General features: G+C 73.0%; 16 protein-coding genes. 10 read left to right on the top strand and 6 right to left on the bottom strand.

The genetic code is table 11. The annotated features are described in order from the left end of the window. Positions 1-980 precede the first annotated feature (980 nt). Positions 981-2,450, bottom strand: a complete 1,470-nt coding sequence (locus ACYQ78_RS01705; RefSeq protein WP_459798844.1) for a PucR family transcriptional regulator — start codon at positions 2,448-2,450, stop codon at positions 981-983. A 107-nt stretch (positions 2,451-2,557) separates the two neighbouring features. On the opposite strand from ACYQ78_RS01705, the gene ACYQ78_RS01700 reads away from it, so the two are divergent. Beyond that, on the top strand, positions 2,558-4,783 hold the full coding sequence (locus ACYQ78_RS01700; RefSeq protein ID WP_459798843.1) for a xanthine dehydrogenase family protein molybdopterin-binding subunit: 2,226 nt from the start codon (positions 2,558-2,560) through the stop codon (positions 4,781-4,783). Here the strand turns inward: ACYQ78_RS01700 and ACYQ78_RS01695 are convergent, their stop codons facing one another. Both ACYQ78_RS01695 and ACYQ78_RS01690 read right to left on the bottom strand, forming a co-directional pair. Continuing rightward, positions 4,784-5,626: an excalibur calcium-binding domain-containing protein gene (locus ACYQ78_RS01695; protein ID WP_459798842.1), complete on the bottom strand. Its 843-nt coding sequence runs from the start codon at positions 5,624-5,626 to the stop codon at positions 4,784-4,786. Between the two features lie 77 nt (positions 5,627-5,703). Further along, positions 5,704-6,426 carry a DUF3105 domain-containing protein gene (locus ACYQ78_RS01690; RefSeq protein ID WP_459798841.1) on the bottom strand — a complete coding sequence of 241 codons (723 nt, stop codon included), beginning with the start codon at positions 6,424-6,426 and terminating at the stop codon, positions 5,704-5,706. 97 nt (positions 6,427-6,523) lie between these two features. Between ACYQ78_RS01690 and ACYQ78_RS01685 the strand changes: the two genes are divergently transcribed. Both ACYQ78_RS01685 and ACYQ78_RS01680 read left to right on the top strand, forming a co-directional pair. After that, the gene (locus ACYQ78_RS01685) at positions 6,524-7,156 is read left to right on the top strand and encodes a DUF305 domain-containing protein (RefSeq protein ID WP_459798840.1); all 633 of its coding nucleotides are present in this window, start codon (positions 6,524-6,526) and stop codon (positions 7,154-7,156) included. Between the two features lie 70 nt (positions 7,157-7,226). Beyond that, complete coding sequence (locus ACYQ78_RS01680; RefSeq protein WP_459798839.1) at positions 7,227-7,523, top strand: DUF3467 domain-containing protein; 297 nt, start codon at positions 7,227-7,229, stop codon at positions 7,521-7,523. 30 nt (positions 7,524-7,553) lie between these two features. Here the strand turns inward: ACYQ78_RS01680 and ACYQ78_RS01675 are convergent, their stop codons facing one another. Together ACYQ78_RS01675 and ACYQ78_RS01670 are read right to left on the bottom strand one after the other, a co-directional pair. Beyond that, complete coding sequence (locus tag ACYQ78_RS01675; RefSeq protein ID WP_459798838.1) at positions 7,554-8,327, bottom strand: MBL fold metallo-hydrolase; 774 nt, start codon at positions 8,325-8,327, stop codon at positions 7,554-7,556. Continuing rightward, positions 8,324-9,304: a cyclic nucleotide-binding domain-containing protein gene (locus ACYQ78_RS01670; protein ID WP_459798837.1), complete on the bottom strand. Its 981-nt coding sequence runs from the start codon at positions 9,302-9,304 to the stop codon at positions 8,324-8,326. Before ACYQ78_RS01670 ends, ACYQ78_RS01675 begins: the two co-directional genes overlap by 4 nt. Positions 9,305-9,413: 109 nt before the next feature. Here ACYQ78_RS01670 and ACYQ78_RS01665 point away from each other — a divergent pair, with 109 nt between their 5' ends. The 7 genes from ACYQ78_RS01665 to ACYQ78_RS01635 are packed head-to-tail and all read left to right on the top strand — an operon-like array spanning position 9,414 to position 21,757. After that, on the top strand, positions 9,414-10,697 hold the full coding sequence (locus ACYQ78_RS01665; protein WP_459798836.1) for an adenylate/guanylate cyclase domain-containing protein: 1,284 nt from the start codon (positions 9,414-9,416) through the stop codon (positions 10,695-10,697). Then, positions 10,697-11,374: an ABC transporter ATP-binding protein gene (locus ACYQ78_RS01660; protein WP_459798835.1), complete on the top strand. Its 678-nt coding sequence runs from the start codon at positions 10,697-10,699 to the stop codon at positions 11,372-11,374. The genes ACYQ78_RS01665 and ACYQ78_RS01660 overlap by 1 nt, the downstream gene beginning before the upstream one ends. After that, positions 11,371-13,743 carry an ABC transporter permease gene (locus ACYQ78_RS01655; protein ID WP_459798834.1) on the top strand — a complete coding sequence of 791 codons (2,373 nt, stop codon included), beginning with the start codon at positions 11,371-11,373 and terminating at the stop codon, positions 13,741-13,743. Before ACYQ78_RS01660 ends, ACYQ78_RS01655 begins: the two co-directional genes overlap by 4 nt. Beyond that, positions 13,743-16,076, top strand: a complete 2,334-nt coding sequence (locus ACYQ78_RS01650) for an ABC transporter permease (protein WP_459798833.1) — start codon at positions 13,743-13,745, stop codon at positions 16,074-16,076. Before ACYQ78_RS01655 ends, ACYQ78_RS01650 begins: the two co-directional genes overlap by 1 nt. Next, on the top strand, positions 16,076-18,391 hold the full coding sequence (locus tag ACYQ78_RS01645) for an ABC transporter permease (protein ID WP_459798832.1): 2,316 nt from the start codon (positions 16,076-16,078) through the stop codon (positions 18,389-18,391). The genes ACYQ78_RS01650 and ACYQ78_RS01645 overlap by 1 nt, the downstream gene beginning before the upstream one ends. 2 nt (positions 18,392-18,393) lie before the next feature. Next, positions 18,394-20,337, top strand: coding sequence for a sensor histidine kinase (locus ACYQ78_RS01640; protein WP_459798831.1), 1,944 nt, complete (start codon positions 18,394-18,396; stop codon positions 20,335-20,337). Next, positions 20,330-21,757 (top strand): phytoene desaturase family protein, encoded by a 1,428-nt coding sequence (locus ACYQ78_RS01635; protein WP_459798830.1) that lies wholly within the window; start codon positions 20,330-20,332, stop codon positions 21,755-21,757. Before ACYQ78_RS01640 ends, ACYQ78_RS01635 begins: the two co-directional genes overlap by 8 nt. On the opposite strand, the gene ACYQ78_RS01630 is transcribed toward ACYQ78_RS01635, so the two are convergent. Then, the gene (locus tag ACYQ78_RS01630; protein WP_459798829.1) at positions 21,643-22,062 is read right to left on the bottom strand and encodes a response regulator; all 420 of its coding nucleotides are present in this window, start codon (positions 22,060-22,062) and stop codon (positions 21,643-21,645) included. The two genes, ACYQ78_RS01635 and ACYQ78_RS01630, sit on opposite strands and share 115 nt — an antisense overlap. Position 22,063 lies beyond the last annotated feature (1 nt).

Genomic DNA, 22,063 nt, shown 5'->3' with positions numbered 1-22,063 from the left:
CGACGCCGCCTGATCATGATCGCCTTCACGACCCTTGTTGCGACAATCTCCGCCGCAGGGATCAATGCTACGGCCGCAAGCGCCGCTTCGTCCCCCTTGCGCGCTTACAGCATCGAATGCTGCTGACTCGTTACGCGAGTCAGGAAAGTCAAGAGAAGTTTCCTAGTGTGAACCCCATGTGAGCCTCCCCCAGTCGGCCCCAGGCACCGGGACCGGCACCCGGCCACAGCATGAACCTCGGGAATCGCGGCACCGCACCAGTGCCGCGATTCCCTGTTTTCTGCCCTCCAACTTCACTCATTGCATTTGAATAACTACACGCGGTGATGAATTCCGGCCGACTGAAGTGTGACACCGAAGTCCGGCCAATCTCGGGGCCCTTGAGCCGCTGAAGCCACCTCCAGTAGCCGCGAGCAGGCAGAACATTCCCGGACATCCCTCCGAAGACGGTCACGCGGCACCCCTACGCGCCTCCGGGCCCCGGACCGCGCGATCACGCCCGTCCCGGGCGCCGCACACGCCCCGAACGCCACAGATGCACGTGCACATGAAAAGCGTGGGACACGGCGCGGGAAATCATCCTGGAAGCCCGTAGTGTCCAGATCGGCTTCCGCCGGGCCGAGGGCGGCGGAAAAGCCGCCTTCATACGGCGGAAAAAGGTTTCCCGGCCGCCTATTCTTCGACCGTGGGTACCATTGCATCCATTCGCGCGTCGATCGCCTTTCACTTCCTCTCCGAATCGCGGGAAATCGAAACGGAAATCGACGGTGGAGGAAAGCAACCCCTATTCTCCGCGACGGCCGCTCGCGTCCGGCCGGAATGGCGGCGCCTCACCCGGCCGCATAGTCGAGGTCCCGCCGGTATTTCCGTCGGCGGCACCCGGTGACGACCACCCCGAAACGACGTCGGCTATTCACTCCGAAGAGTCTCACGAAGGGTGACCGCATCGCGGAGATCGTACAGGAAAGAAAAAAAGCTGGTCAGGAGGCGCGGAGGGCCAAATACAAATCCACGCGGTCGGCCATGGTGGTGAGGTTCTTGCCGGTGAGCTCTTCCACGCGCCTGATCCGATAACGCACCGTGTTCACGTGCACGTGCAACCGCTCGGCGCAAACGTTCCACGAGCCTGCACAGTCGAGGAACGTCGACAGGGTGCGCACCAGGTCGGCCTGGTGGCGGCGGTCGTAGCCGAACAGGGGGTCGAGCAGGCGGGCGGCGAAGCCCCTGCGGATGTCGCCGGGCACCGTAGCCAGCAACAATGCGTGGGTGTAGATCTCGTCGCTGGTCACGAGGCCGCCGTCGCGGGCGTCGGCCATGCGGCGGGCGTAGCCGGCCTCCTCGATGCCGCCCCTGATCGCGGCGGGGCCGGTCAGCGCGGCGCTGACCCCGAACGAGAGCCGGATGCCGGGGGCGGCCAACGAGGCGAGCCGCGCTTTGAGCAGGCCCGACAGCGCCTCGGCGGAGTCACGCAGCGGAACCAGCGCCAGGCCCGCGTCGGCGGCGGCGACCGCGACGACCGACCGGTCGAGCATCTCCTCCAGGACCAGGCCGCCCAGCGTGGCGGCGTCGGGCCCGGCCGAGGCGCCCGAGCGCAGGGCGGTGGCGGCCACGATCGCGAAGGGGGCCGTCACGTCGAGTCCGCACGTGCGCATGCGGGCCGACAGTTCCGGCAGGTCCGCACTTCCGGCCAGGCCGACGAGCTGTTCGAGGAGCCGCCGTTCGACGCGGCGGCCCTCCTCGGCGCGGGTGCGCTCCAGCGCGACGCAGGAGGCGAGCTCGAAGCCGATCTCGGGGTTCACGTCGCCGTCGAGGACCAGGGCCCACCCGGCCACGCGGTGGCTGCGGTCGACGGTGAAGATCGTGCACGGGTCGGCGGTCACATGGGGCAGCCGGACGGCGCGCAGGAACTCGGCGGCCATCCGCGAGGGGTCGGAGACCTCTCCGGCGATCACCCTGCCGGTCGCGGCGACCACGCCGCCGGTCACGCCGAGCTCGTCGCGGGCCATGGCGAAGAGCTCGGGCAGGCCCGCGCCCTCGGCGACGGCTGTGAAGATGCGGCGGTGACGGCCGAGCGCGAGCCGCTGCTCTCCGGCCACCCTCCGGTCGACGACGTCGATGATCGCGCCGAACGACACCTCGATCGGCACCTCCAGCAGGGTCAGCCCCCGGTCACGGCAGGCCTCCACGAGGTCGTCGGGCACGTGGCCGAGCCGGGCGTCCCCGGCGGCGAGGGCGGTCACCCCGGCCTGGACGAGCCGGTCGACGAAGGTGGCCGAATCGGAGGCGCTGTGGCGCCACATCATCCCGGTGAGCACGAGTTCGCCGCCGTTGAGGTAGCGGCCGGGCCGGGGCAGGTCGGTGACGACGACGCCGGTGATCTCACCCACCGGCTCGCCGGTCAGGAGGATGAGCCGCAGGGTCTCTTGGGCCAGCAGCTCACTTATCTGCACAACCCCACCTTATTTGGATGAATCTACAACCGCCGCCCCCTCGGGCCCCGGCGTTTCATCCCTCCGCCGATAGGTCCCGCGCGCGAAAGTTGGTCTACTGGACGGTTATGAGCATCGCCACCGGACGGTCCCAGGGCATCGGACAGGGAATCGGGCAGAGCCTGCTCCGCCCCGACGGCACGCTGAAGGTCACCGGAGAGTTCGCCTACTCCTCCGACCTGTGGCTCGACGGCATGCTCTGGGGCGCCACCCTGCGCAGCCCCCATCCGTCGGCCTGGATCAGGTCCATCGACGTCGGCCCCGCGCTGAAGGTGCCGGGGGTCTACGCGGTGCTGACCCACGAGGACGTCCCCGGCGAGAAGTTCTACGGCCTGGAACACAAGGACCAGCCGGTGCTCGCCATCGACCAGGTCCGCTACCAGGGCGAACCGGTCGCGCTGGTGGCCGCCGACCACCCCGAGACGGCCCGCCGGGCCGCCGATCTCATCGAGGTCGTGTACGAGGTCCGCGAGGCCGTCACCGACCCGCGCAAGGCCGCGTTCGACCTGTCACTCCCCCCGGCGAGCGTCCACGGGAACCTGGTGCGCCACCAGCCCGTGCGCGTCGGGTCGACCTTCACCGCCGACGTGGTCGTCACGGGCGAATACGAGGTCGGCATGCAGGACCAGGCCTTCCTCGGCCCCGAGTCGGGCCTGGCGGTCCCCGCCGAGGACGGCGGCGTCGATCTCTACATCGCCACCCAGTGGCTCCACGTCGACCAGGACCAGATCGCCCCCTGCCTCGGCCTGCCGAAGGACAAGGTACGGCTCACGCTGGCGGGCGTCGGCGGCGCGTTCGGGGCGCGCGAGGACCTGTCGATGCAGATCCACGCCTCGATGCTGGCCCTGCGGACCGGCAAGCCCGTCAAGTTCGTCTACGGCCGCGAGGAGTCGTTCTTCGGCCACGTGCACCGCCACCCGGCCTGGATGCGCTACGAGCACGGCGCCGACCGCGACGGGAGGCTCGTCTACGTCAAGGCCGAGATCGTCCTCGACGGTGGCGCCTACACCTCCAGCTCGCCGGCCGTCGTCGGCAACGCCGCCTCACTCGGCGTCGGGCCCTACGAGGTGCCGAACGTCGAGATCGACGCCTACGGCACCTACACCAACAACCCGCCCTGCGGCGCGATGCGCGGCTTCGGGGCGGTGCAGGCCTGCTACGCCTACGAGTCGCAGATGGACAGGCTCGCCGAGGCCTGCGGCCTGTCCCCCATCGAGATCCGGGTCCGCAACGCGGTGTCCCAGGGGTCGCTGCTGGCCACCGGCCAGGTGATCGACACCCCGGCGCCGCTCGCCGAGATGCTGCTGGAACTCGAGGCGATGCCGATGCCCGGCCCGTCGACGCTCGACCTCCGGGAACTGCCGGGCGCGCTGGGCCAGACCACCCACGGCGAGGGGGTGCGGCGGGGCGTCGGCTACGGCGTCGGGATCAAGAACATCTGCTTCTCCGAGGGGTTCGACGACTACTCGACCGCCCGGGTCCGGGTGGAGCTGCTCGGCGACGAACCCCACGTGCTCGTGCACACGGCGGCGGCCGAGGTCGGGCAGGGCCTGATCATGGTCAAGACCCAGATCGCCCAGACCGAGCTGGGCATCGACCGCGTGACCATCGTGCCCGCCGACACCACGGTCGGTTCGGCCGGATCGTCGTCGGCGTCCCGGCAGTCGTACGTGACCGGGGGCGCGGTCCGCGCCGCGAGCATCGCCGTCCGCGAGCGGCTCGACCTGCTGACGGCCGGTGGGCGGAGCCTCGTCGAGGTGCTGGCCGCCGAGGGCCCGATCGAGGAGACCCGCGAATACCGGCACCGCAAGACCTATCCGATGGACCCGATCACCGGGCAGGGCGACTCGCACACGCAGCTGGCGCTGTGCGTGCACCGCGCGGTGGTGGACGTCGACGTGGAGCTCGGCCTGGTCAAGGTCGTCGAACTGGCGGCGGTCCAGGACGTCGGGAAGATCCTCAACCCCCTTGCTCTTGAGGGGCAGATCCACGGCGGGACGGCGCAGGGGCTCGGGCTGGCGCTCATGGAGGAGATCCAGGTCCGCGACGGCAAGGTGCTGAACCCGTCGTTCACCGACTACCTGATCCCGACCATCCTCGACATGCCGCCCATGAGGCTCTCGATCCTGGAGAACGCCGACCCGCACGCCCCCTACGGCCTGCGCGGCGCCGGTGAACCCCCGACGCTGTCGTCGACCCCGGCCATCGCGGCGGCGGTCCGCGCCGCCACGGGCCTGCCGCTGTCGAGGGTGCCGATCAGGCCGGACGACATCGCCCTCACGATCACCGCGTAACTAGGAGACGTCGTCGGGGTCGCAGGCGACGCCGTCGTTGTCGACGTCGATGTACAGGTCGTATTGGGGGTGGACGCCCTTGGTGAAGGGGCCCGCTCCGGCCGCTCTGGCCTCCGCGCACGTCGCGTAGCGCTGCTCGCCGTTCTGCGGGGTGGTGCCCGCCGGAGGCTGGGTCGTCGTCCCCGCGGGAGGCTGGGAGACGGCCGGGTCGGCGGCGGGCTGGGACGGCGGCGGCTGCTGGGCGGGCGGGGCGCCGGTGCCCTTCAGACGGGCGAGGAGGGCGTCGGCCTCCTCCTTGGTGAAGCCGCCGACGATGCTCAGGCTGTCCTGGGTGACCTCCTGGGCCACCCTCGGGGTCGAGACCACCTTGTCGCCGACCACGATGGCCAGCAGGCGCTTGACGGTGTCGCGGGTCAGGTCTTCGATCTGGGCCCGGTTGTCGGGGGCCAGCACCACGCGGATCGAGTAGGTGTCGTCGGACTCGGTGAAGGTCTCGAGCTTCTGCACCGACGTCAGGGTCACGCCCGGTTCGAGCTGGTAGCAGGTGGTGCCGACGTCGTCGGGCACGGCCTCGCCCTGGCAGGGGGCGGCGCCCGACGCCTCGACGGGCGCGAAGTGGATGGGCACGGCCAGCTTGACGACGACCGGCTGGGTCAGCGGCGGGGAGTCCTGGTTGTTGGTCATCAGCACCGCGACCGTGGCCAGCACGCCCGACATGATCACAACGAAGACCAAGGCGACGCTGAGGGCGATCGTGGCGCCCTTGGTCGCCTGGGGCGGCTGCGGCGGACCCGGGTCCTCCGCAACGGGGGTGTTCTGCATCCCGGCCTCAATCCCTGACATCGCCCGCAGAGCCTATCTACACGGGACGGCCCGTGGCCAAATGGGCACACGGGCCGTCCAGGATCAGAAAACGGTGACTACTGAGCGGGCGCGTCCGTTCCGGCGCCCGTCGGGGCCGGAGCGGGCTGCGAACCGGCCGGGGGCAGCGGGGCGTCGGCGGCGGAGAGGGTCTGGCCGCCGTCGCAGCTCGCGCCCAGCTCGGGGGTGTCCTCGCCCTGGCGGAACTTGAGGATGAACGCGCTCAGGTCGGGGGACGACGCGCTGTCGAGCTGGAGCTGGTGGTTCCACGACGAGGCGACGATCTTCGTCGGGAGGCCGGGGTAGGGGCTGAGGAGCATGTAGGGCTCGCCCGCCAGCGCCTTCAGCTTGTCGACCTCGGCGGCCGGCAGGTCGGGCTGGTAGGTGATCCAGACCGCGCCGTGCTCCATCGAGTGGACCGCGTTCTCGTTGTTGATCGGCTGGTCGTAGATCCCGCAGGTCTGCCAGGCCGGGTTGTGCTCGCCGCCGGCCGGCGGGGTCTCCTTGTAGGCGACCTGGGTGCCGACGTGGCCCGCGCCCTTGTACTCGTAGTTCTTGACCTTCGGCAGCATCGCCTCTTGAGCGGCGGTCGCGGCCTTCTCGGCCTCCGACTTGTCCATCTCCTGGCGGATGATGTAGAAGGCGACGCTTCCGACGATGAGCAGGATGACCAAGCCGCCGATGCCCCACATGAGGATGCCGGCTCGCCGCTCCTTGGCCCGCTGCTCCGCCCTCATCTGGGCGATGCGGTCACGCCGTGCCTGCGATTTCTCCTTGGTCATCGACCCTCCATCACGCGGTCACATATGGACAAGGACAATAGTGGGTATAGATAGCCGTTTGGCCCATGACGTCCCCACGCCAAGTAATCTGAGGGCGATGAAGAACCCCCGTTCACTCCTGCTCCCGGTCGCCGCGGCCGTCGTCGTGGTGGTCGCGGTCGTGCTGCTGCTGGTCAATCTGACCCGTCCGGGCACTCCCGGCGACCTGTCCCCCGAGGCCGGTTTCGCGCGTGACATGGGGGTTCACCACGCGCAGGCGGTCGAGATGGCGTTCGCGGTCCGCGACCAGAGCACCGACGACGCGGTGCGCACGCTGGCCTACGACATCATCACGACCCAGTCGGCGCAGCGTGGAATGTTCATCGGGTGGCTGCAGCAGTGGGATCTGTCGCAGGCCTCCAGCGTGAAACCGATGACGTGGATGGCCGGTCACGGCCACACCGCGAGCGGCGTGACCCCCGGCGTGATGCCCGGAATGGCCACCGCCGACGAGATGAAGCAGCTCGCCGACGCGAAGGGCCAGGCGTCCGAGGTGCTGTTCCTGCAACTGATGATCCGCCACCACGAGGGCGGCGTCGAAATGGCCAAGGGCGCGGTCGAACTGGTCGGACGGCCGGAAGTGCGCACCCTGGCCCAGCACATCGTCGACGGCCAGACCGCCGAGATCGACCTGATGAAAGAGATGCTGGCGACGCGCGGCGCGCAGCCGCTCCCGTCAATCCTCAAATAAACAGGACGTGTCGGACGCGGGAACGGTCCTCGGACAGGGCACCATGGAGGCGACCCGGAGGGATGAGGATTTGACCAACGAGCCCGAGAGCCGTCTAGAAGTCAGCATCACGCCTGAAGTGGAGGCGGGGCAGTACGCCAACTTCGCCTCGGTCTGGCATACCCAGGATGGGTTCGTGCTCGACTTCGCGGTGATCACCCGCCCGCCCGGGCTGGCCGACAACGGCGACGGCCAGCAGTACATCAGCGTCCCGACCCGGATCACGAGCCGGGTCCGGATTCCCCCGGCGCAGGTCTTCGAGCTGATGAAGGCGCTGGAGCAGCAGCTCACGGCGTACGAGAACGAAGTAGGCCACAAGATCGTCTAGGCCGTCGGGGCCCCGGCCGGTCGTCGGGGCTCACACGGTGACGACGTCGCCCTCGCGGGCGAACAGCACGTCGGGCCACTCCTTGGCGATGGCGTCGAGCTGGTCGTCGGTGCGGTTCGGCGCGTGGTGGGTGAGCAGCAGCCGGGCCACTCCGCACCGCTCGGCGAAGGACAGCGCGTCGGTGACGGTGGCGTGCCCGTAGTCGTCGGCGAGCGCCTGCTCTCCGGGCAGGAACTGCCCGTCGTGCACGATCAGGTCGGCGCCCCGGCACAGCTCCTCGGCCGCCGACGAGCCGAGCTGCGGCGCGTGGTCGGGCAGGTAGACGACGGCGACGCCGTCGCACTCGACCCGCGTCCCGACCGTGATCCCGCCCTTGTGGGTCACTTCGGCCTGTCTCAAGACGAAGCTCTCGAATGTACGGCTCCCGCCGGACGCGCTCACCGAGACGGTTCCTCGCAGGCCGTGCGGTTCGATCGGGAAGTGCGGCGGCGAGAACGCCCGGGTGAGCAGCTCCAGCGGCTCCGCCCCCGGCACGACCAGCTCCAGCGACGCCTCCGGATGGTCGGCCGCCCGGCTGAACGGCAGCCCCTGCACGTGGTCCCAGTGCAGGTGCGACAGGGCGATCACCCCCCGGAACGGCACCGGGGCGAGGTTCCTGATCCCGGTCCCCGCGTCGAGGACCAGGGGTGGCGCCGCGCACCCCTCGGGGAGCACCGCCACACACGAGGTGTGGCCGCCCCACCGGACGAACTCGGCGCCGGGCGCGGGCGTCGACCCGCGTACCCCCAGGAAGTGCAGTCTCACGCGAACTCCTCGCGGCGGTGGCCCTGGGCCAGGTGTTCCAGGGCGGCCCGGTCGATGATGTCGGCGCCGGCCTCGGCCACCCTGATCGGGGTGAGCGCGGTCAGCGTCGCGGTGCGGTGGCCGTGCTCCAGCAGGGCCCGCTCCCCCAGGACCGCCCCCGGGCCGACCCGCCCGAGTTCGCGGCCGTCGACGTCGACCGTGACGACGCCGTCGAGGAGCAGGAACAGCGACGCTCCGGGCTCACCCTGGCGGACCAGGGCCTCGCCCTCCTTCAGTTCCCGGACGACCGGCCGCCGCGACCCCCGCATGATCAGCCGGGACAGTTCGCGTTCGAGCGCGGTCTCGGCGGCCGTGACGACGACCGGCGAGTCCTCGGCGCCCCAGGGGGTGCCGCGCTGGGCGGCCCAGGCCTTGAAGTCGGTCACGCCCGCCTTGAGGGTCAGGACGCCGGAGGCGTCGTAGACCCAGTGGCGGGGGAACGGGCTGGCGCCGGTGAGGGTGACGCCGGAGGTGCCGTCGGCGCGGACGGTGACCGCGAGCGTCGTCCACACCAGCGGGGAACGCCAGCGCGGGATCCCGGCGGTGGCGCGCGGGAACGGGATCGACGTGCGGCCCCCGGCCGACTGGGCGACGGTGACGAAGCCCTCGCCGACGGTCTCGGTGCGCAGGTCGGGCAGGCTGACTGCGGCCAGGGTGAGGCCCAGCGGCCCGAGCCGGACGGTGGTGGAGCCCATCACTCCGCCTCCTCCGGCGCCGTGGGCGATCACCCGGCCATCGTCGCCGAAATCGGCCCAGACGCGAAGGACATTGGCGAAGCGGAACCGGTCGGCGCGGCGCAGCGCCTCCAGGTCGTCGACCCGTCCCGGAGGAGGGTCGTCGTAGTGGGAGATCCCCGCGTCGAACATCGGCCGGGTGTACCCCTTGACCGCTTCCGACGGGATCCAGGACAGGGACGTGGCCTGAGTCTCTACACGCATGGTCCCGACGGTAGGAATCGCGGGGTTTCGTCCACAGGGAGGTGTCCATCGGAGTGCGGGAGGGCTAACCCTCTGTACCGGGCCTGCCGTCAGGGGGGACATTTGCCGCGTGGACCGCATCTCCGTGTTACTCGCCGACGACAACCTGATCGTCCGTGAGGGCGTGCGCGCGCTGCTGGCCAGGGATCCCGCCCTGGAGGTGGTCGGCGTGGCCGCCGACTACGACGAGCTGGTCGCGCGGGCCGGCGAGCTGCGGCCCCAGGTGCTCGTGACCGACATCCGGATGCCGCCGACCTTCCAGGACGAGGGCATCGACGCCGCCCGGGAGGTTCGAGGGCGCCTCCCGGGCACCGGCGTCGTGGTGCTGAGCCAGTACGACGACCCCGACTACGCGGTGAAGCTGCTGTCCGAGGGGGCCGACGGCTACGCGTACCTGCTGAAGGACCGGATCGCGGACGCGCGATTACTCGGCCGGGCCATTCGTGAGGTGGCCGCGGGCGGGTCGATGATCGACCCCCAGATCGTCCAGGATCTCGTGTCTCCGGCGCGGTCGCCCGAGCTGGACGCGGCCGAGGAGGCGCTGCTGCGGCAGGTGGCCGAGGGCCGGTCGGTGAAGGCCATCGCGGCGGCGGCCGGCGACAGCCCCGAGAAGGTGAACGCCCTGGTCGAGCAGCTGTTCCTCAAGCTGGCGCGGGGCGCCTCGGCCGGGCGGCAGGGCGCGCTCAAGCGCCTGCGGATGCTGCACACCGCGATCCTGCGCCGCGACGAGCAGGGTGAGCGCCTCTCCCGGCTGCTCCCGCACGGCGTGGCCGACCGGCTGCTGACCGACCGGCTCGACCACACCGAGCGCCTCACGGTGACCGTGCTGATGAGCGACGTGCGCGGCTACTCGGCCATCGCCGAGCACACCGACCCGGCCGTGCTGGCCGGACGCCTCAACGCCCACCGGCGGGCGATGAACGCGGCCATCCTCCGCGAGGGCGGCACCGTCATGCAGTACGTCGGCGACGCCGTCATGGCCGTCTTCGGCGCCCCCGACCCCCGGCCCGGCCACGCCGCCTCGGCGGTCGCCGCCGCCCGGCAGATGCACGTGCGCCAGCGCTCGCTCAACGCCGAGTGGACGACCCCGTTCCGCCTCGGCATCGGCCTGTGCACGGGCGAGGTCGCCGCCGCCCTGCTCGGCAGCGAGGAACGCGTCGAGTACACGCTGGTCGGTGACACGGTCAACCTGGCGGCGCGCATGCAGGACCTGGCCCGCCCGGCGGGGACGGTCGCCGCTCTGAGCACTCTGTCGGCTTTGCCAGAAGACCTGCCCTGGATCCCCCTCGGACCGCGCGCCGTCAAGGGCCGGTCCACCCCCGTCACGGCTTTCCACCTCCCGGAGGAACACTGATGTCCGAAACCGCCGTCAGGGTGCGGGGCGCCCGCCGGACCTTCGAAGCCGAACTCGCCCCCGTCAGAGCGCTCCGAGGCGTCGACTTCGACGTCGCCCAGGGCGAGTTCGTGGCCGTCATGGGCCCCTCGGGGTGCGGCAAGTCGACCCTGCTGAACGTCATCGCCGGGCTCGACGGCGTCGACGACGGCACGATCGAGGTCGCCGGCGAACGCGTCGACGGCCGCGACGAGGACTGGCTGGCCAAGTTCCGGCGCCACCACATCGGGTTCGTCTTCCAGTTCTTCAACCTGCTCGACGGCGTCTCCGCGCTCGACAACCTGGTGCTGCCGGGCGTGCTGGGCGGCATGAAGCGGCGGGCCGCCGAGGCGCGCGCCCGCGACCTGCTCGACCTGCTCGGGCTGGGCGACCGGTTGCAGCAGGTGCCGGCCGTGCTGTCGGGCGGCCAGCGGCAGCGGCTGGCGATCGCGCGGGCCCTGGTCAACCAGCCGAGCCTGCTGCTGGCCGACGAGCCGACCGGCGCGCTCGACAGCGAGGGCGGCCTGGAGGTGCTGGAACTCTTCCGCCGCCTCCACGAAGACGGCCAGACGATCATCATGGTCACCCACGCCGCCGAGGTCGCGGCCGGGGCGTCGCGCTCGATCCGGATGCGCGACGGACGGATCGAATCGTCATGATCGCCGTGTGGCTGCGCCTGGAGTGGCGCCGCCGGGGGCGTTCGGCCGTGGTGCTGGCGCTGCTGATCGCGTTCGCGCTGGCGACGGTCCTGACGGCGGTCGCGGGGGCGCGCCGGGGACTGTCGGCCTACGAGCGCCTGGACGCGGTCACCAAGCCGTCGACCATCACGGTGCTGCCCAACGAGGCGGGGTTCGACTGGGACAGGGTCCGGGCGATGCCCGAGGTCGAGGCGGTCGGCACGTTCGTGGTGGGCGGCTTCGGCCTGGACGACCCGCCCACCGACCGGGCCGGCGCGATGCCCCCCGGTGACGAGCACGTCTTCATCGGCACCGAGGTACCGGTGATGCTGGCCGGGCGGATGTTCGACCGGAACCGGATCGACGAGGTCGTGGTCTCCCCCGTGTTCGTCGAACGCTTCGGACGCGGCGTGGGCGACCGGATCACGATGCGGCTGGGCCGGCCCGAGGAGGTGTCGCCGACTTCGGGGGACATCCCCTTCACCGGTCCCCGGGTCGGGGCGACGATCGTCGGGGTCATCCGCACCCCGTGGTGGACGATCAACGACACCGTGGGCGGCGTGCTGGCCAGCCCCGCGCTGGTCCGCCGCTACGAGCCGAACTTCCTGGGCGCGAACCGGGAGGGCTACGTCAACGCGCTGGTGCGGCTGCGCGACGGCGAGCACGGGATCAAACGGTTCAAGGAGAGCTTCGCCGCGCTGACCGGCCGGACCAACATCGACGTCTGGAACAACGCCGTCGCCGTGCACCGGCTGGAGCGGCTGATCACCTTCGAGTCGGCCTGCCTGCTGGCGTTCGCGCTGGCCGCGTTCGTCGCGGCGGTGGTGCTGATCGGCCAGTCGGTGGCCAGGTACGCGGCGGTCGCCGTGGCCCAGCTGCGCCCGCTGCGCGCGGTCGGCCTGACGCCGCGTCAGGCGATCACGGCCGTCGTCCTCCTGCCGGTGATGGCCGCGTTCTCCGGTGCCGCGTTCGCGGTGGCGGGGGCCGTCGTGGCGTCCCGCTGGATGCCGATGGGCACGGCGTCGGCGGTCGAGCCGACGCCGGGGTACGACGTCGACTGGCCCGTGCTCGGCCTGGGCGCCGCGCTCACGGTGCTCCTGGTGACGGGCGGCGCGGCCGTGCAGGCGTGGCTGGCGCTGCGGGCGGCCGCGGCGAGCCGCCCCCGGAACCCGTCGGCCGTGGTCGCGGCGGCGACCCGGGCGGGTCTGCCGGTGCCGGTCGTGGTGGGCGTCAGGTTCGCGCTGGAGCGCGGCCGGGGTCCCGACGCGCTGCCGACGCGGCCCGCGCTGCTGAGCGCCGTCATCGGAGTGCTCGGCGTCATCGCGGCGTTCATGTTCTCCAGCGGCGTCGGCGACGCCGCCGGCAACCCCCTGCGGTACGGCCAGAACTTCGAGCTGAACGCCTTCCTCGGCATCGGCGGCCAGTCGTTCGGCGACCCGGCGTCCGGGCTCGCCACGATGGCGGCCGACCCGGGCGTGGACACGGCGACCCTGGCCACCGTGGGCGTCGTGCAGGCGGGTGCCACCTCGATCACCATGTGGGGCGTCCGCTCCCACGACCGCCCCTGGAGACCCGTGGTCTCCGAAGGCGTCGCGCCCGAGGGCGACGGCGAGATCATGCTGGCCGTCAGCAGCGCCGAGCACATCGGCGCGGGCGTCGGCGACGACGTCACGCTGACCGGGCCGCTCGGCCCCCGGACCTTCCGCGTCTCGGGGCTGGGCTTCATCCCGCAGGGCCCGCACAACGCTTACGACGAGGGCGCGATCGTCAACGACACCGGCTACGGCCGCCTGTTCGCGCCGGGCGACTTCAAGTTCCTGCTCGGCCTGGTCACCGTGAAGGACGGCGCCGACCCCGTGGCGGTCATGGCGCGCGTCAACACCCGGTTCCCGCCCGGCATGGGCGTCTTCCCGCCTGATCCGCCGGAGCAGCTCGCGCAGATGCGCATCGTCGAACCGCTGCCGATCGCGCTGGCCGTCTTCCTGGGCCTGCTCGCGCTGGGCGCGGTCGCGCACGCCCTGGTCACCGCCGCCCGGCGGCGCGGGCACGAGATGGCGGTGCTGCGGGCCTGCGGGCTGACCCGGGGCCAGGCGCGCGGCGTCCTGCTCACCCAGGCGACCGTGCTGGCGCTGACCGGGCTGCTGTTCGGCGTGCCGCTCGGGTTCCTGCTCGGCCGGGCGCTGTGGGGCGTGGTGGCCGACACGATGCCGTTCTTCTACCATCCGCCGCTGGCCCTGGTGGCGCTGCTGCTGGTCGGCCCGGTCACGCTGCTGGCCGTCAACCTGCTGGCCGTCTGGCCGGCCCGCCTGTCCACCCGGACGCGGGTGGGCCACGTGCTGCGGGCCGAATGATGACGGGGCACTGGCTCCGGCTGGAGACCCGGTCGCGGTGGCGGGCGCTGACGGCGCTGGCCCTGCTCGTCGCGGTCGCCCTGGCCGCCGTCCTGGCGGCGGTGTCCGGGGCCCGGCGCGGCGCGAGCGCGGTCGACCGGCTGGTCGCGGTCACCCTGCCGATGGACGCCATGGTGCTGCCCAACCAGCCGGGCTTCGACTGGGCCGCGATCCGCGCGCTGCCGTCGGTCGAGGCGCTGGCGGTCTTCCCCGCGACCGGTTCGTGGCTCCTCGAAGATCCGCCCGGCCTGATCGCCAGCCTGCCGCCGCCCACCGACGACGACATCTGGCACACCATCGAGAAGCCGGTAGTCCTGGCGGGCCGCCTGCCGGTCGCCGCCGACGAGGCCGCCGTCACCTCGGGCTTCGCCGACGCCTGGGGCAAGGGCGTCGGCACGACCGTCGCCATCCGGCTGTACACCCCCGAGCAGGTCGACCTCGGGATCGCCGACCCGGCCATGCGCGAGTCGATCACCCCCACGGGCCCCCGCGTGGTCACCCGGATCACCGGGATCATCCGGTCGGGCTGGTTCTCCGACTCCCTGGAGTTGCCGGCCGGAGACGTCTTCCCCTCCCCGGCCTTCTTCCGGGCCCACGAGCACAGCGTCGCCGGAGGCCGGGACCTCGCCCACTACAACGCCATGCTGCGGCTGCGGGCGCCGCTGCCCGAGTTCACGAGGGAACTGGCCGAGGCGACCGGGCGGCCGGACATCGACGTCTGGGACGTCCACCAGATCATCGACCACCAGCGGGAGCTGACCGGGTTCGAGGCGATGTCGCTGCTGGCGTTCGGGGTGGCGCTGTTCGCGGCCTCGGCGGTGCTCCTTGGCCAGACGATCTCCCGGCACGCCGCCGCCTCGGCCGGGGCGCTGGCGGTGCTGCGCCCGCTCGGGATGACCCGGGGACAGGGCGTGGCGGCCGCCACCGCCGGGCCGGTGCTCGCGGCGTCGGCCGGGGCGGTGCTGGGGGTCGCAGGCGCGATCGCGCTGTCGCCGCTGCTGCCGATCGGCGCCGCCTCCTTCGTCGAGCCCGAACCCGGCGTGACCGCCGACTGGCGGGTGCTGGCCCCCGGCGCGCTGCTGACGATCGTCCTGGCCGGGCTGGCGGCGGCCTTCACGGCCTGGCGGGCGCTGTCGCCCCACCGGTTCCGGGCGGTCCGGCCGAGCGTGGTCGCGACCGCCGCCGGCCGGGCCGACCTGCCGCCCTCCATCGTGACCGGCGCCCGGTTCGCGCTGGAGAACGGGCCGGGCGTCCCCATCCGGCCCGCGTTGCTCGGCTCGGTCGTCGGGGTGCTGGGCGTGCTGGCGGCGTTCACCTTCCACGCCGGGGTCGCCGACGCCGGGACCCATCCCGAGCGGTTCGGCCAGACCCACCAGGCGGAGATCTTCCTCGGGAACAACGGGCGGGGCGCCGACCCTTCGGCCGCGCTCGCGGCCCTGCGCGCCGACCCGGCGGTGACCGGCCTGACCGACGACAGGACCGCCGTCGCGGAGACCGGGGAGACCCGGGTCGCCCTGCACACCAGGGGCGACCTGCCGCTGATCCTGCTGTCCGGACGTCCCCCCGCCGCCCCCGACGAGATCGTGCTGGCCCTGACCACCGCCCACGACCTCGGTGTGACCGTCGGCGACCGGCTCCCGCTCGCCGGGAAGCCGGGGCGGGCCACGTTCACGGTGACCGGCATCGGGTTCACCACGATCGGCGCGCACAACTCCTACGACCGGGGCGGCACGGTCACCCCCGAGGGCTTCACCCGGCTCTACGGCACCGGCTACAAGTTCCGCTCGATCCTGGTCGGGGTGCGCCCCGGCACCGACCTCGCCACCCTGGGCGGCGGCGACCTCCAGGCCTTCCCCGCCCGGCGGCCGGTCGAGGTGGCCGAGGTCGCCGAACTGGCCGTCCTCCCGATCGCGCTGGCCGCCTTCCTGGCGCTGCTGGCGGTCGGCGCGGTCGGCCACGTGCTGACCACGGCGGTCCGCCGCCGCTCCCACGAGGTGGCGGTGCTGCGGGCCCTCGGACTGACCCCGGGGCAGGCCCGCCGGATCGTCGTCACCCAGGCGGGCGTGCTCGCCGTGACCGGGCTGGCCTTCGGCGTACCGCTCGGCGTCGCGCTCGGCCGGACGCTGTGGCGGCTGGTCGCCGACCAGTGGCCGATCCACCACCAGCCGCCGGTGGCGTTCTGGGCCCTGGTGCTGGCCGTCCCGATCGCCCTGCTGACCGCGGGCCTGCTGGCCCTCCGGCCGGGCCGTACCCTGACCCGGCTCCGGGTCGCCGACACGCTGAGGGCCGAATGATGACGCGTCTGTGGGTCGGGCTGGAGCTGCGGAGCCGGGGGCGTTCCCTGGTCGTGCTGGCCCTGCTGGTCGCGCTGGCCACCGCGACCGTGCTGACCGCGCTGGCCGGAGCGCGGCGGGCCGGGTCGGCCGTCGACCGGCTGTGGGCGGCGTCGACGCCGGCGATCTACAACGTGCTGCCCAACATGACCGACCTCGACTGGTCGAAGGTGCGGGCGCTGCCGCAGGTCGAGGCGCTGGGCAGCTATCTGATCACCTCCTACGACGTCGAGGGTGGCGCCTTCGGCTGGTTCCCGGCGGCCGACGACCAGTTCGGCCTGACCGTCGAGCGCCCCGTCGTCATCGAGGGCCGCATGTGGGACCCGGCGAGCCCGGACGAGATCGTCGTCACCCCCGGAACCGGCCGTCACCCCGGCGACGTGGTGAACCTGCGCCTCTACTCCCCGGCCGGGATCGCGGCCCACTTCACCGAGGGCTCCTGGAAACCCGCCGACGGGCCGGTCGTGGCCGTCCGGGTGGTGGGCGTGGTCAGGTCGGCGTGGTTCCGCGACGACGTCGACGGCGCCGGTTTCGTGCACCCCGGCCCCGGCTTCCTCGCCGCCCACCGGGCCAACCTCACCGCCCCCGGGCACTCCTACGCCAACGCCCTGGTCCGCCTCAAGGGCGACCTGCCCGGCTTCAAGGAGGGCCTGGCCGCGATCACCGGACGTCAGGACATCGACATCTGGGACATGTCCGGCCGGCTCGCCGACCACGACCGCGAGGTGGCCAGGTTCGGCGCGGCCGTGCTGCTGGCGTTCGGGCTGGCCGCGCTGGCGGCGGCGCTGGTGCTGGTCGGCCAGTCGGTGAGCAGGTACGTCGCCACGTCGTCGGCGGCGCTGCGCCCGCTGCGGGCGGCGGGGCTGGCTCCCCGCGACGCGGCGGTGACGGCGTCGGTGGCCCCCGCGCTGTCGGCCGTCGCGGGGGCGCTGCTCGGCGGGCTGGGCGCCTACCTGGCCTCCGGGCTGATGCCGCTCGGCGCGGCCGGGCTGCGGGAACCCGATCCGGGGCGGGGGTTCGACACGCTCGTGCTGGTGCCGGGGATGGTGCTGGTACCGCCGGCCGTCTTCGGCTGGGGTGTGCTCACCGCGTCGCGGACCGGGCGGGGCCCGCTGCGGCCGTCGCGGATGGCCCGGCTCGGCCTCCCGGTGCCGGTCGCCGTCGGCGCGAGGTTCGCCCTGGAGCCGGGACGCGACCGGGTGCCCGTGCGGCCCGCGCTGCTGGGCGCGGTCACCGGTGTGCTCGGGGTGCTGGCGGCGTTCACGTTCGCCGCCGGGGTCGAGGAGGCGGGCCGGAACCCGGAGGCCTTCGGCCTGACCCACCGGTTCGTCCTGCCCGTGGGCTCCAACGGTGAGGATCCGGTGCCGCCCGACGTGCTCGCCGCCGGGGTGAAGGCCATCGCCGGCGACCCCGGCGTCACCGCCGTGACCGACACCCGGCTCGGCGTGGCGGTCTCCGCCGACCGGGCCGTCGCGCTCTTCTCCCGGCAGACCGGCGGGATCCGGGTGGCGACGGTGGAGGGGGTCGTACCGGAACGGACCGGCGAGGTCATGCTCGCCCCGCACAGCGCGCGCGACCTGGGCGCCGGGATCGGCGACCGGATCACCCTCACCGGGCGGCGGCCGGTGGAGCTGACCGTCACCGGCATCGGGTTCGTCCCGGAGGCCAGCCACAACACCTACGCGTCCGGCGGCTGGGTCACCGACGCCACGTTCGACGCGCTGTTCGACCGCTTCAAGACCCACATGATCCTCGTCGCCGCCGCCCCCGGCACCGACGCCGGGTCGCTGAACGCCCGGATCTCCGCCGCGGTCGGCGAGCCCGTGGAGCTCCAGCCGGCCGAGCCGCCGTTCCAGCTCGCCGAACTCCGGCAGCACCGGGCGCTGCCGATCGCGCTGGCCGCCTTCCTGGCGGTCCTCGGGACCGGCGCGGTCGGCCACGCGCTGGCCACGGCGGTCCGGCGGCGGGCGCACGAACTGGCCGTGCTGCGGGCCCTCGGGCTGACCCCGGCGCAGGCCAGGCTCGTCGTCGTCACCCAGGCGACCCTGCTGGCCGTGGCGGGCCTGGCGTTCGGCGTGCCGCTGGGGCTGATCGCCGGGCGGGTGGTCTGGCGGATCACCGCCGACGCCACCCCGCTGCTCTACGTCTTCCCGCAGGCGGTGGGGGCGCTGCTCCTGGTCGGGCCCCTCGCCCTGCTGATCGCCAATCTGCTGGCCGTGTGGCCGGGCCGTACCGCCACCCGGCTGCCCGCCGGGCGGCTCCTGCGAGCGGAGTAATCATGAACCGCGTCCTCACCGCCACCGTCGGAGGTGCCGCCGCCCTGGTGACCCTGGGCGCCGGCACCGCGAGCGCCGTGGTGGCCGCCGGGTGGGTGATCGCCGCCGCCGGGTGCCTGGCCTCCGGGCGGCCCGCCGTCGCGCGGTGGGCCGGGGTCGTGGCGGTCCTCCAGGGGGCGGCGGCGCTCTGGCCGCAGGCGGTGCCGCTGGCCATCGCCGGGTGGCTCGGGTTCGCTCTCGCGCTGCCCGACGGCGATCTCCGCAGCCTGCCCAGAAGGATCATCACCGGCCTGGGGGCGGTGGCGGGGCTCGCGCTGACGCTCCTCGACGTCTCGCCCGGGGGTTACGCCACGGCCGCCGTCGTCGCCGCCGGGACCGGCACGATCGCGATCGTGGTCCGCTGCGGGCCCGCCTCGCCCCGGCAGCGGGCCGCGCTGCAGTGGACGGGCGCCGCGCTGCTGCTCTCGGCCGCCGCCGGAGCCGTGATCATCGGGCTGTACCTGCTGCTGGGCGTACCGGGGAATCCGATGGCCTGGCTGGTGGGGGCGCTGGTGATCGTGCCGGTGGGCGCCCTGTTCGGGCATCTGCCGCCGACCGCCCACTTCGGGGAGAAGGCGCTGCTGGAGGCGGTGGTGATCGCCGGGTTCGCGGTGATGATCGCCGGTGTCTACCTGGTGGTGGTGCTGGGGCTGGGCCGCCTTCCGGCCGAGAGCGAGCGCGATCTGCTGGTCTCGTCGATGGCGGCGGCGCTGGTGGTGGCGGTCCTGGCCATTCCGGTACGCAACCGCCTCCTCCACACCGCCCGCGCGATCACCGGCCGGGGCGGCGTCCCGCCGGAGGAGATCCTGGCCACCTTCGGCGCCCGCATGAGCCGCGCGGTCCCCTTCGACGAGCTGCTGCTCCAGCTCGCCGAGTCGCTGAAGGCCGCGATGGCCCCGGCGGGCGCGGAGATCTGGGTCGGCGCGGCCGGCGTGCTCCAGCGGACGGTCAGCGTGCCCGACCTGCCGCCCGAACGGATCACCCTGAACGACCGCGAACGCGTCATCGTCGGCCGCACCCGGATCGGCGGCCCGTCGTGGCTGGCCATCTGGCTGCCCGGCATGCTGCCGGAGAGCGGCGGCCTGGTGCGCGTCGCCCCGGCCGCCCACCTGGGCGAGCTCCTCGGCATGATCGTGGTGCGCCGCCCGCAGGACGCCCCGCCCTTCTCCGAGAACGACGACCTGGTGCTCGTGCAGCTCGCCCGCCAGGTCGGCCTGGCCCTGCACAACATGCGCCTCGACTCGGCGCTCCAGGCCAGCCTCGACGAGCTGCGCCGCCGCAACGAGGAGCTCCAGGCGTCGAGGCTCCGCATCGTCACCGCCGCCGACGCCGCCCGCCGGGCCATCGAACGCGACCTCCACGACGGCGCCCAGCAGCACCTGGTCGCCCTGTCGGTCAAGCTCAGCCTGGCCGGCGAGATCATCGCCGAGGAGCCCGCCGTCGCCACCGCGATGATGTCGGAGCTGCGCGACGACGTGCAGGGCACCATCACGGCGGTGCGGGAGCTGGCCCACGGCGTCTATCCGCCGCTGCTGCGCAACCACGGCCTCGACCAGGCGATGCGGTCGGCGGCCCGGCGGTCGCCGCTGCCGTGCGTGGTCGACGTCGAGCTGCCCCGGCGGTTCTCCGAGGCCACCGAGGCGGCCGTCTACTTCTGCTGCCTGGAGGCGATCCAGAACGCCGCCAAGCACGCCGGGGCCGACGCCACGATCGAGGTGGCGATCTCCGCCGACGACCAGGCGCTACGGTTCAGCGTGGCCGACGACGGCGCCGGGTTCGAACCGGGAGGTGAGGGGCACGGCTTCGTCAACATGCGCGACCGGCTCGGCGCGATCGGCGGCACTCTGACCGTCGACTCCACGCTCGGCGCCGGCACCACGATCCGCGGGGAGATCCCACATGCCTGAGTTCGATGCCGTCGTCGTCGGATCGGGCCCGAACGGCCTGACCGGCGCCCTGGAACTGGCCGAGTCGGGGCGGAGGGTCCTGCTGCTGGAGGCGGCCCCGACCTTCGGCGGCGGGCTGCGGAGCAGCACCGAGCTCACCCTGCCCGGGTTCACCCACGACGTCTGCGCGACGGTGATCGCCACCGCGCTGGCCTCCCCCGCGCTGCGCGACCGCCTGCCCGCCCTGGGCGTCACGCCCGTCCACCCCGAGATCCCGGCCGCCCACCCGCTCGACGACGGCCCCGCCGTGCTGATCCACCGCTCGGCCGAGCGCACCGCGGCGGGCCTGGGCCGCGACGGCGCCGCCTACCTGGCCACCGTCGGCGCCACCGCGCGGGCGGGATTCCCGCTGGCCGACTCGCTGCTCGCGCCCATCGGCGTCCCGAAGGCGCCCCTCTCCCTTCTCCGGTACGGCCTGACCGCCGCCCTCCCCGCCACGACCGCCGCCCGCCTGCTCTTCCGCGAGCCCAGAGCCCGCGCGGCGCTGGCCGGGATGTCCGCCCACTCGATGCTCGACCTGCACGCCCCCATCTCCGCCGGTTACGGCGTCATGCTGGCCGCCATGGCCCATCTGGTCGGCTGGCCGGTCGTGCGGGGCGGCTCCCAGGTCATGGCCGACGCGATGGTGGCCCGGCTCAGGGAGCTCGGCGGCGAGGCGGTGGCGGACCACCGGGTGACCGCGCTGAAGGAGCTCCCCGACGCCGAGACGATCCTGCTGAACATCACCCCGCGCCAGTTCGCGGAGATGGCCGACCTGCCCGATGCGTACCGGAAGAAGCTGGTGAAGTTCCGTTACGGCCCCGGTGTCTTCAAGGTCGACTGGGCCCTCGACGGCCCGGTCCCCTGGCGCGACCCGGAGGTGGCGAAGGCCGGGACGGTCCACCTCGGCGGCACGCTGGAGGAGATCGCCGCCAGTGAGCGGGCCGCCGTGCGGGGCGAGGTGTGCGAGCGCCCCTACGTGCTCCTGGTCCAGCCTCCCGACCCCTCACGGGCGCCCGAGGGCAAGCACACGCTCTGGGCCTACTGCCACGTCCCGAACGGCTACGACGGCGACATGACCGGCGCCATCGAGGCCCAGATCGAGCGGTTCGCGCCCGGGTTCGGGGATCTGGTCCTGGCCCGGCACACCATGGGCCCCCGGGCGCTGGAGGCGCACGACGCCAACTACGTCGGCGGGGACATCGGCGGCGGCGCGGCCGATCTGTTCCAGTTCGTCGGACGGCCGGTTCTGTCGGTCCGGCCGTGGCGCACCCCGATCGAGGGCGTCTACCTGTGCTCGTCGTCGACCCCGCCGGGGGCGGGCGTCCACGGCATGGGCGGCCTCATGGCGGCCAGGTGCGCCCTCAGCCGGGCGGGCGTCAGGTCCTCTTTGCGGATGTAACCGGCCGCGCCGCAGTCGTGGGCGCCGGGCGGCAGGTCTTCGGCCGCGTAGGTCGACACCAGCACCACCGTGACCTCGGGCCGCTCGGCGAGGATGCGCCGGGTGGCCTCGATGCCGCTGATGCCGGGCAGGTTGATGTCCATCACGACCACGTGGGGACGGGTGCGGGCCGCCTCGGTGACGGCGGCCTCCCCCGACTCCGCCTCGGCGACCACGCGCCAGCCGGAGACCAGGGCGACCAGCCGCCGCGCGACGGCCCGGAACGGCGCCTGGTCGTCGACGATGAGAACTTCGACGGACCCCATG

Source organism: Herbidospora sp. RD11066 (genome assembly GCF_054661255.1).
This window is presented reverse-complemented; position numbering and strand designations above follow the sequence as displayed.

Excerpts from the sequence above, each read along its gene's own strand:
- ACYQ78_RS01685 (WP_459798840.1), top strand. The coding sequence starts at position 6,524 with ATGAAGAACCCCCGTTCACTCCTGCTCCCGGTCGCCGCGGCCGTCGTC.
- ACYQ78_RS01690 (WP_459798841.1), bottom strand. The coding sequence starts at position 6,426 with ATGACCAAGGAGAAATCGCAGGCACGGCGTGACCGCATCGCCCAGATG.
- ACYQ78_RS01695 (WP_459798842.1), bottom strand. The coding sequence starts at position 5,626 with ATGTCAGGGATTGAGGCCGGGATGCAGAACACCCCCGTTGCGGAGGAC.
- ACYQ78_RS01640 (WP_459798831.1), top strand. The coding sequence starts at position 18,394 with ATGAACCGCGTCCTCACCGCCACCGTCGGAGGTGCCGCCGCCCTGGTG.
- ACYQ78_RS01630 (WP_459798829.1), bottom strand. The coding sequence starts at position 22,062 with ATGGGGTCCGTCGAAGTTCTCATCGTCGACGACCAGGCGCCGTTCCGG.
- ACYQ78_RS01635 (WP_459798830.1), top strand. The coding sequence starts at position 20,330 with ATGCCTGAGTTCGATGCCGTCGTCGTCGGATCGGGCCCGAACGGCCTG.
- ACYQ78_RS01670 (WP_459798837.1), bottom strand. The coding sequence starts at position 9,304 with ATGCGTGTAGAGACTCAGGCCACGTCCCTGTCCTGGATCCCGTCGGAA.
- ACYQ78_RS01660 (WP_459798835.1), top strand. The coding sequence starts at position 10,697 with ATGTCCGAAACCGCCGTCAGGGTGCGGGGCGCCCGCCGGACCTTCGAA.
- ACYQ78_RS01700 (WP_459798843.1), top strand. The coding sequence starts at position 2,558 with ATGAGCATCGCCACCGGACGGTCCCAGGGCATCGGACAGGGAATCGGG.
- ACYQ78_RS01650 (WP_459798833.1), top strand. The coding sequence starts at position 13,743 with ATGACGGGGCACTGGCTCCGGCTGGAGACCCGGTCGCGGTGGCGGGCG.
- ACYQ78_RS01655 (WP_459798834.1), top strand. The coding sequence starts at position 11,371 with ATGATCGCCGTGTGGCTGCGCCTGGAGTGGCGCCGCCGGGGGCGTTCG.
- ACYQ78_RS01645 (WP_459798832.1), top strand. The coding sequence starts at position 16,076 with ATGACGCGTCTGTGGGTCGGGCTGGAGCTGCGGAGCCGGGGGCGTTCC.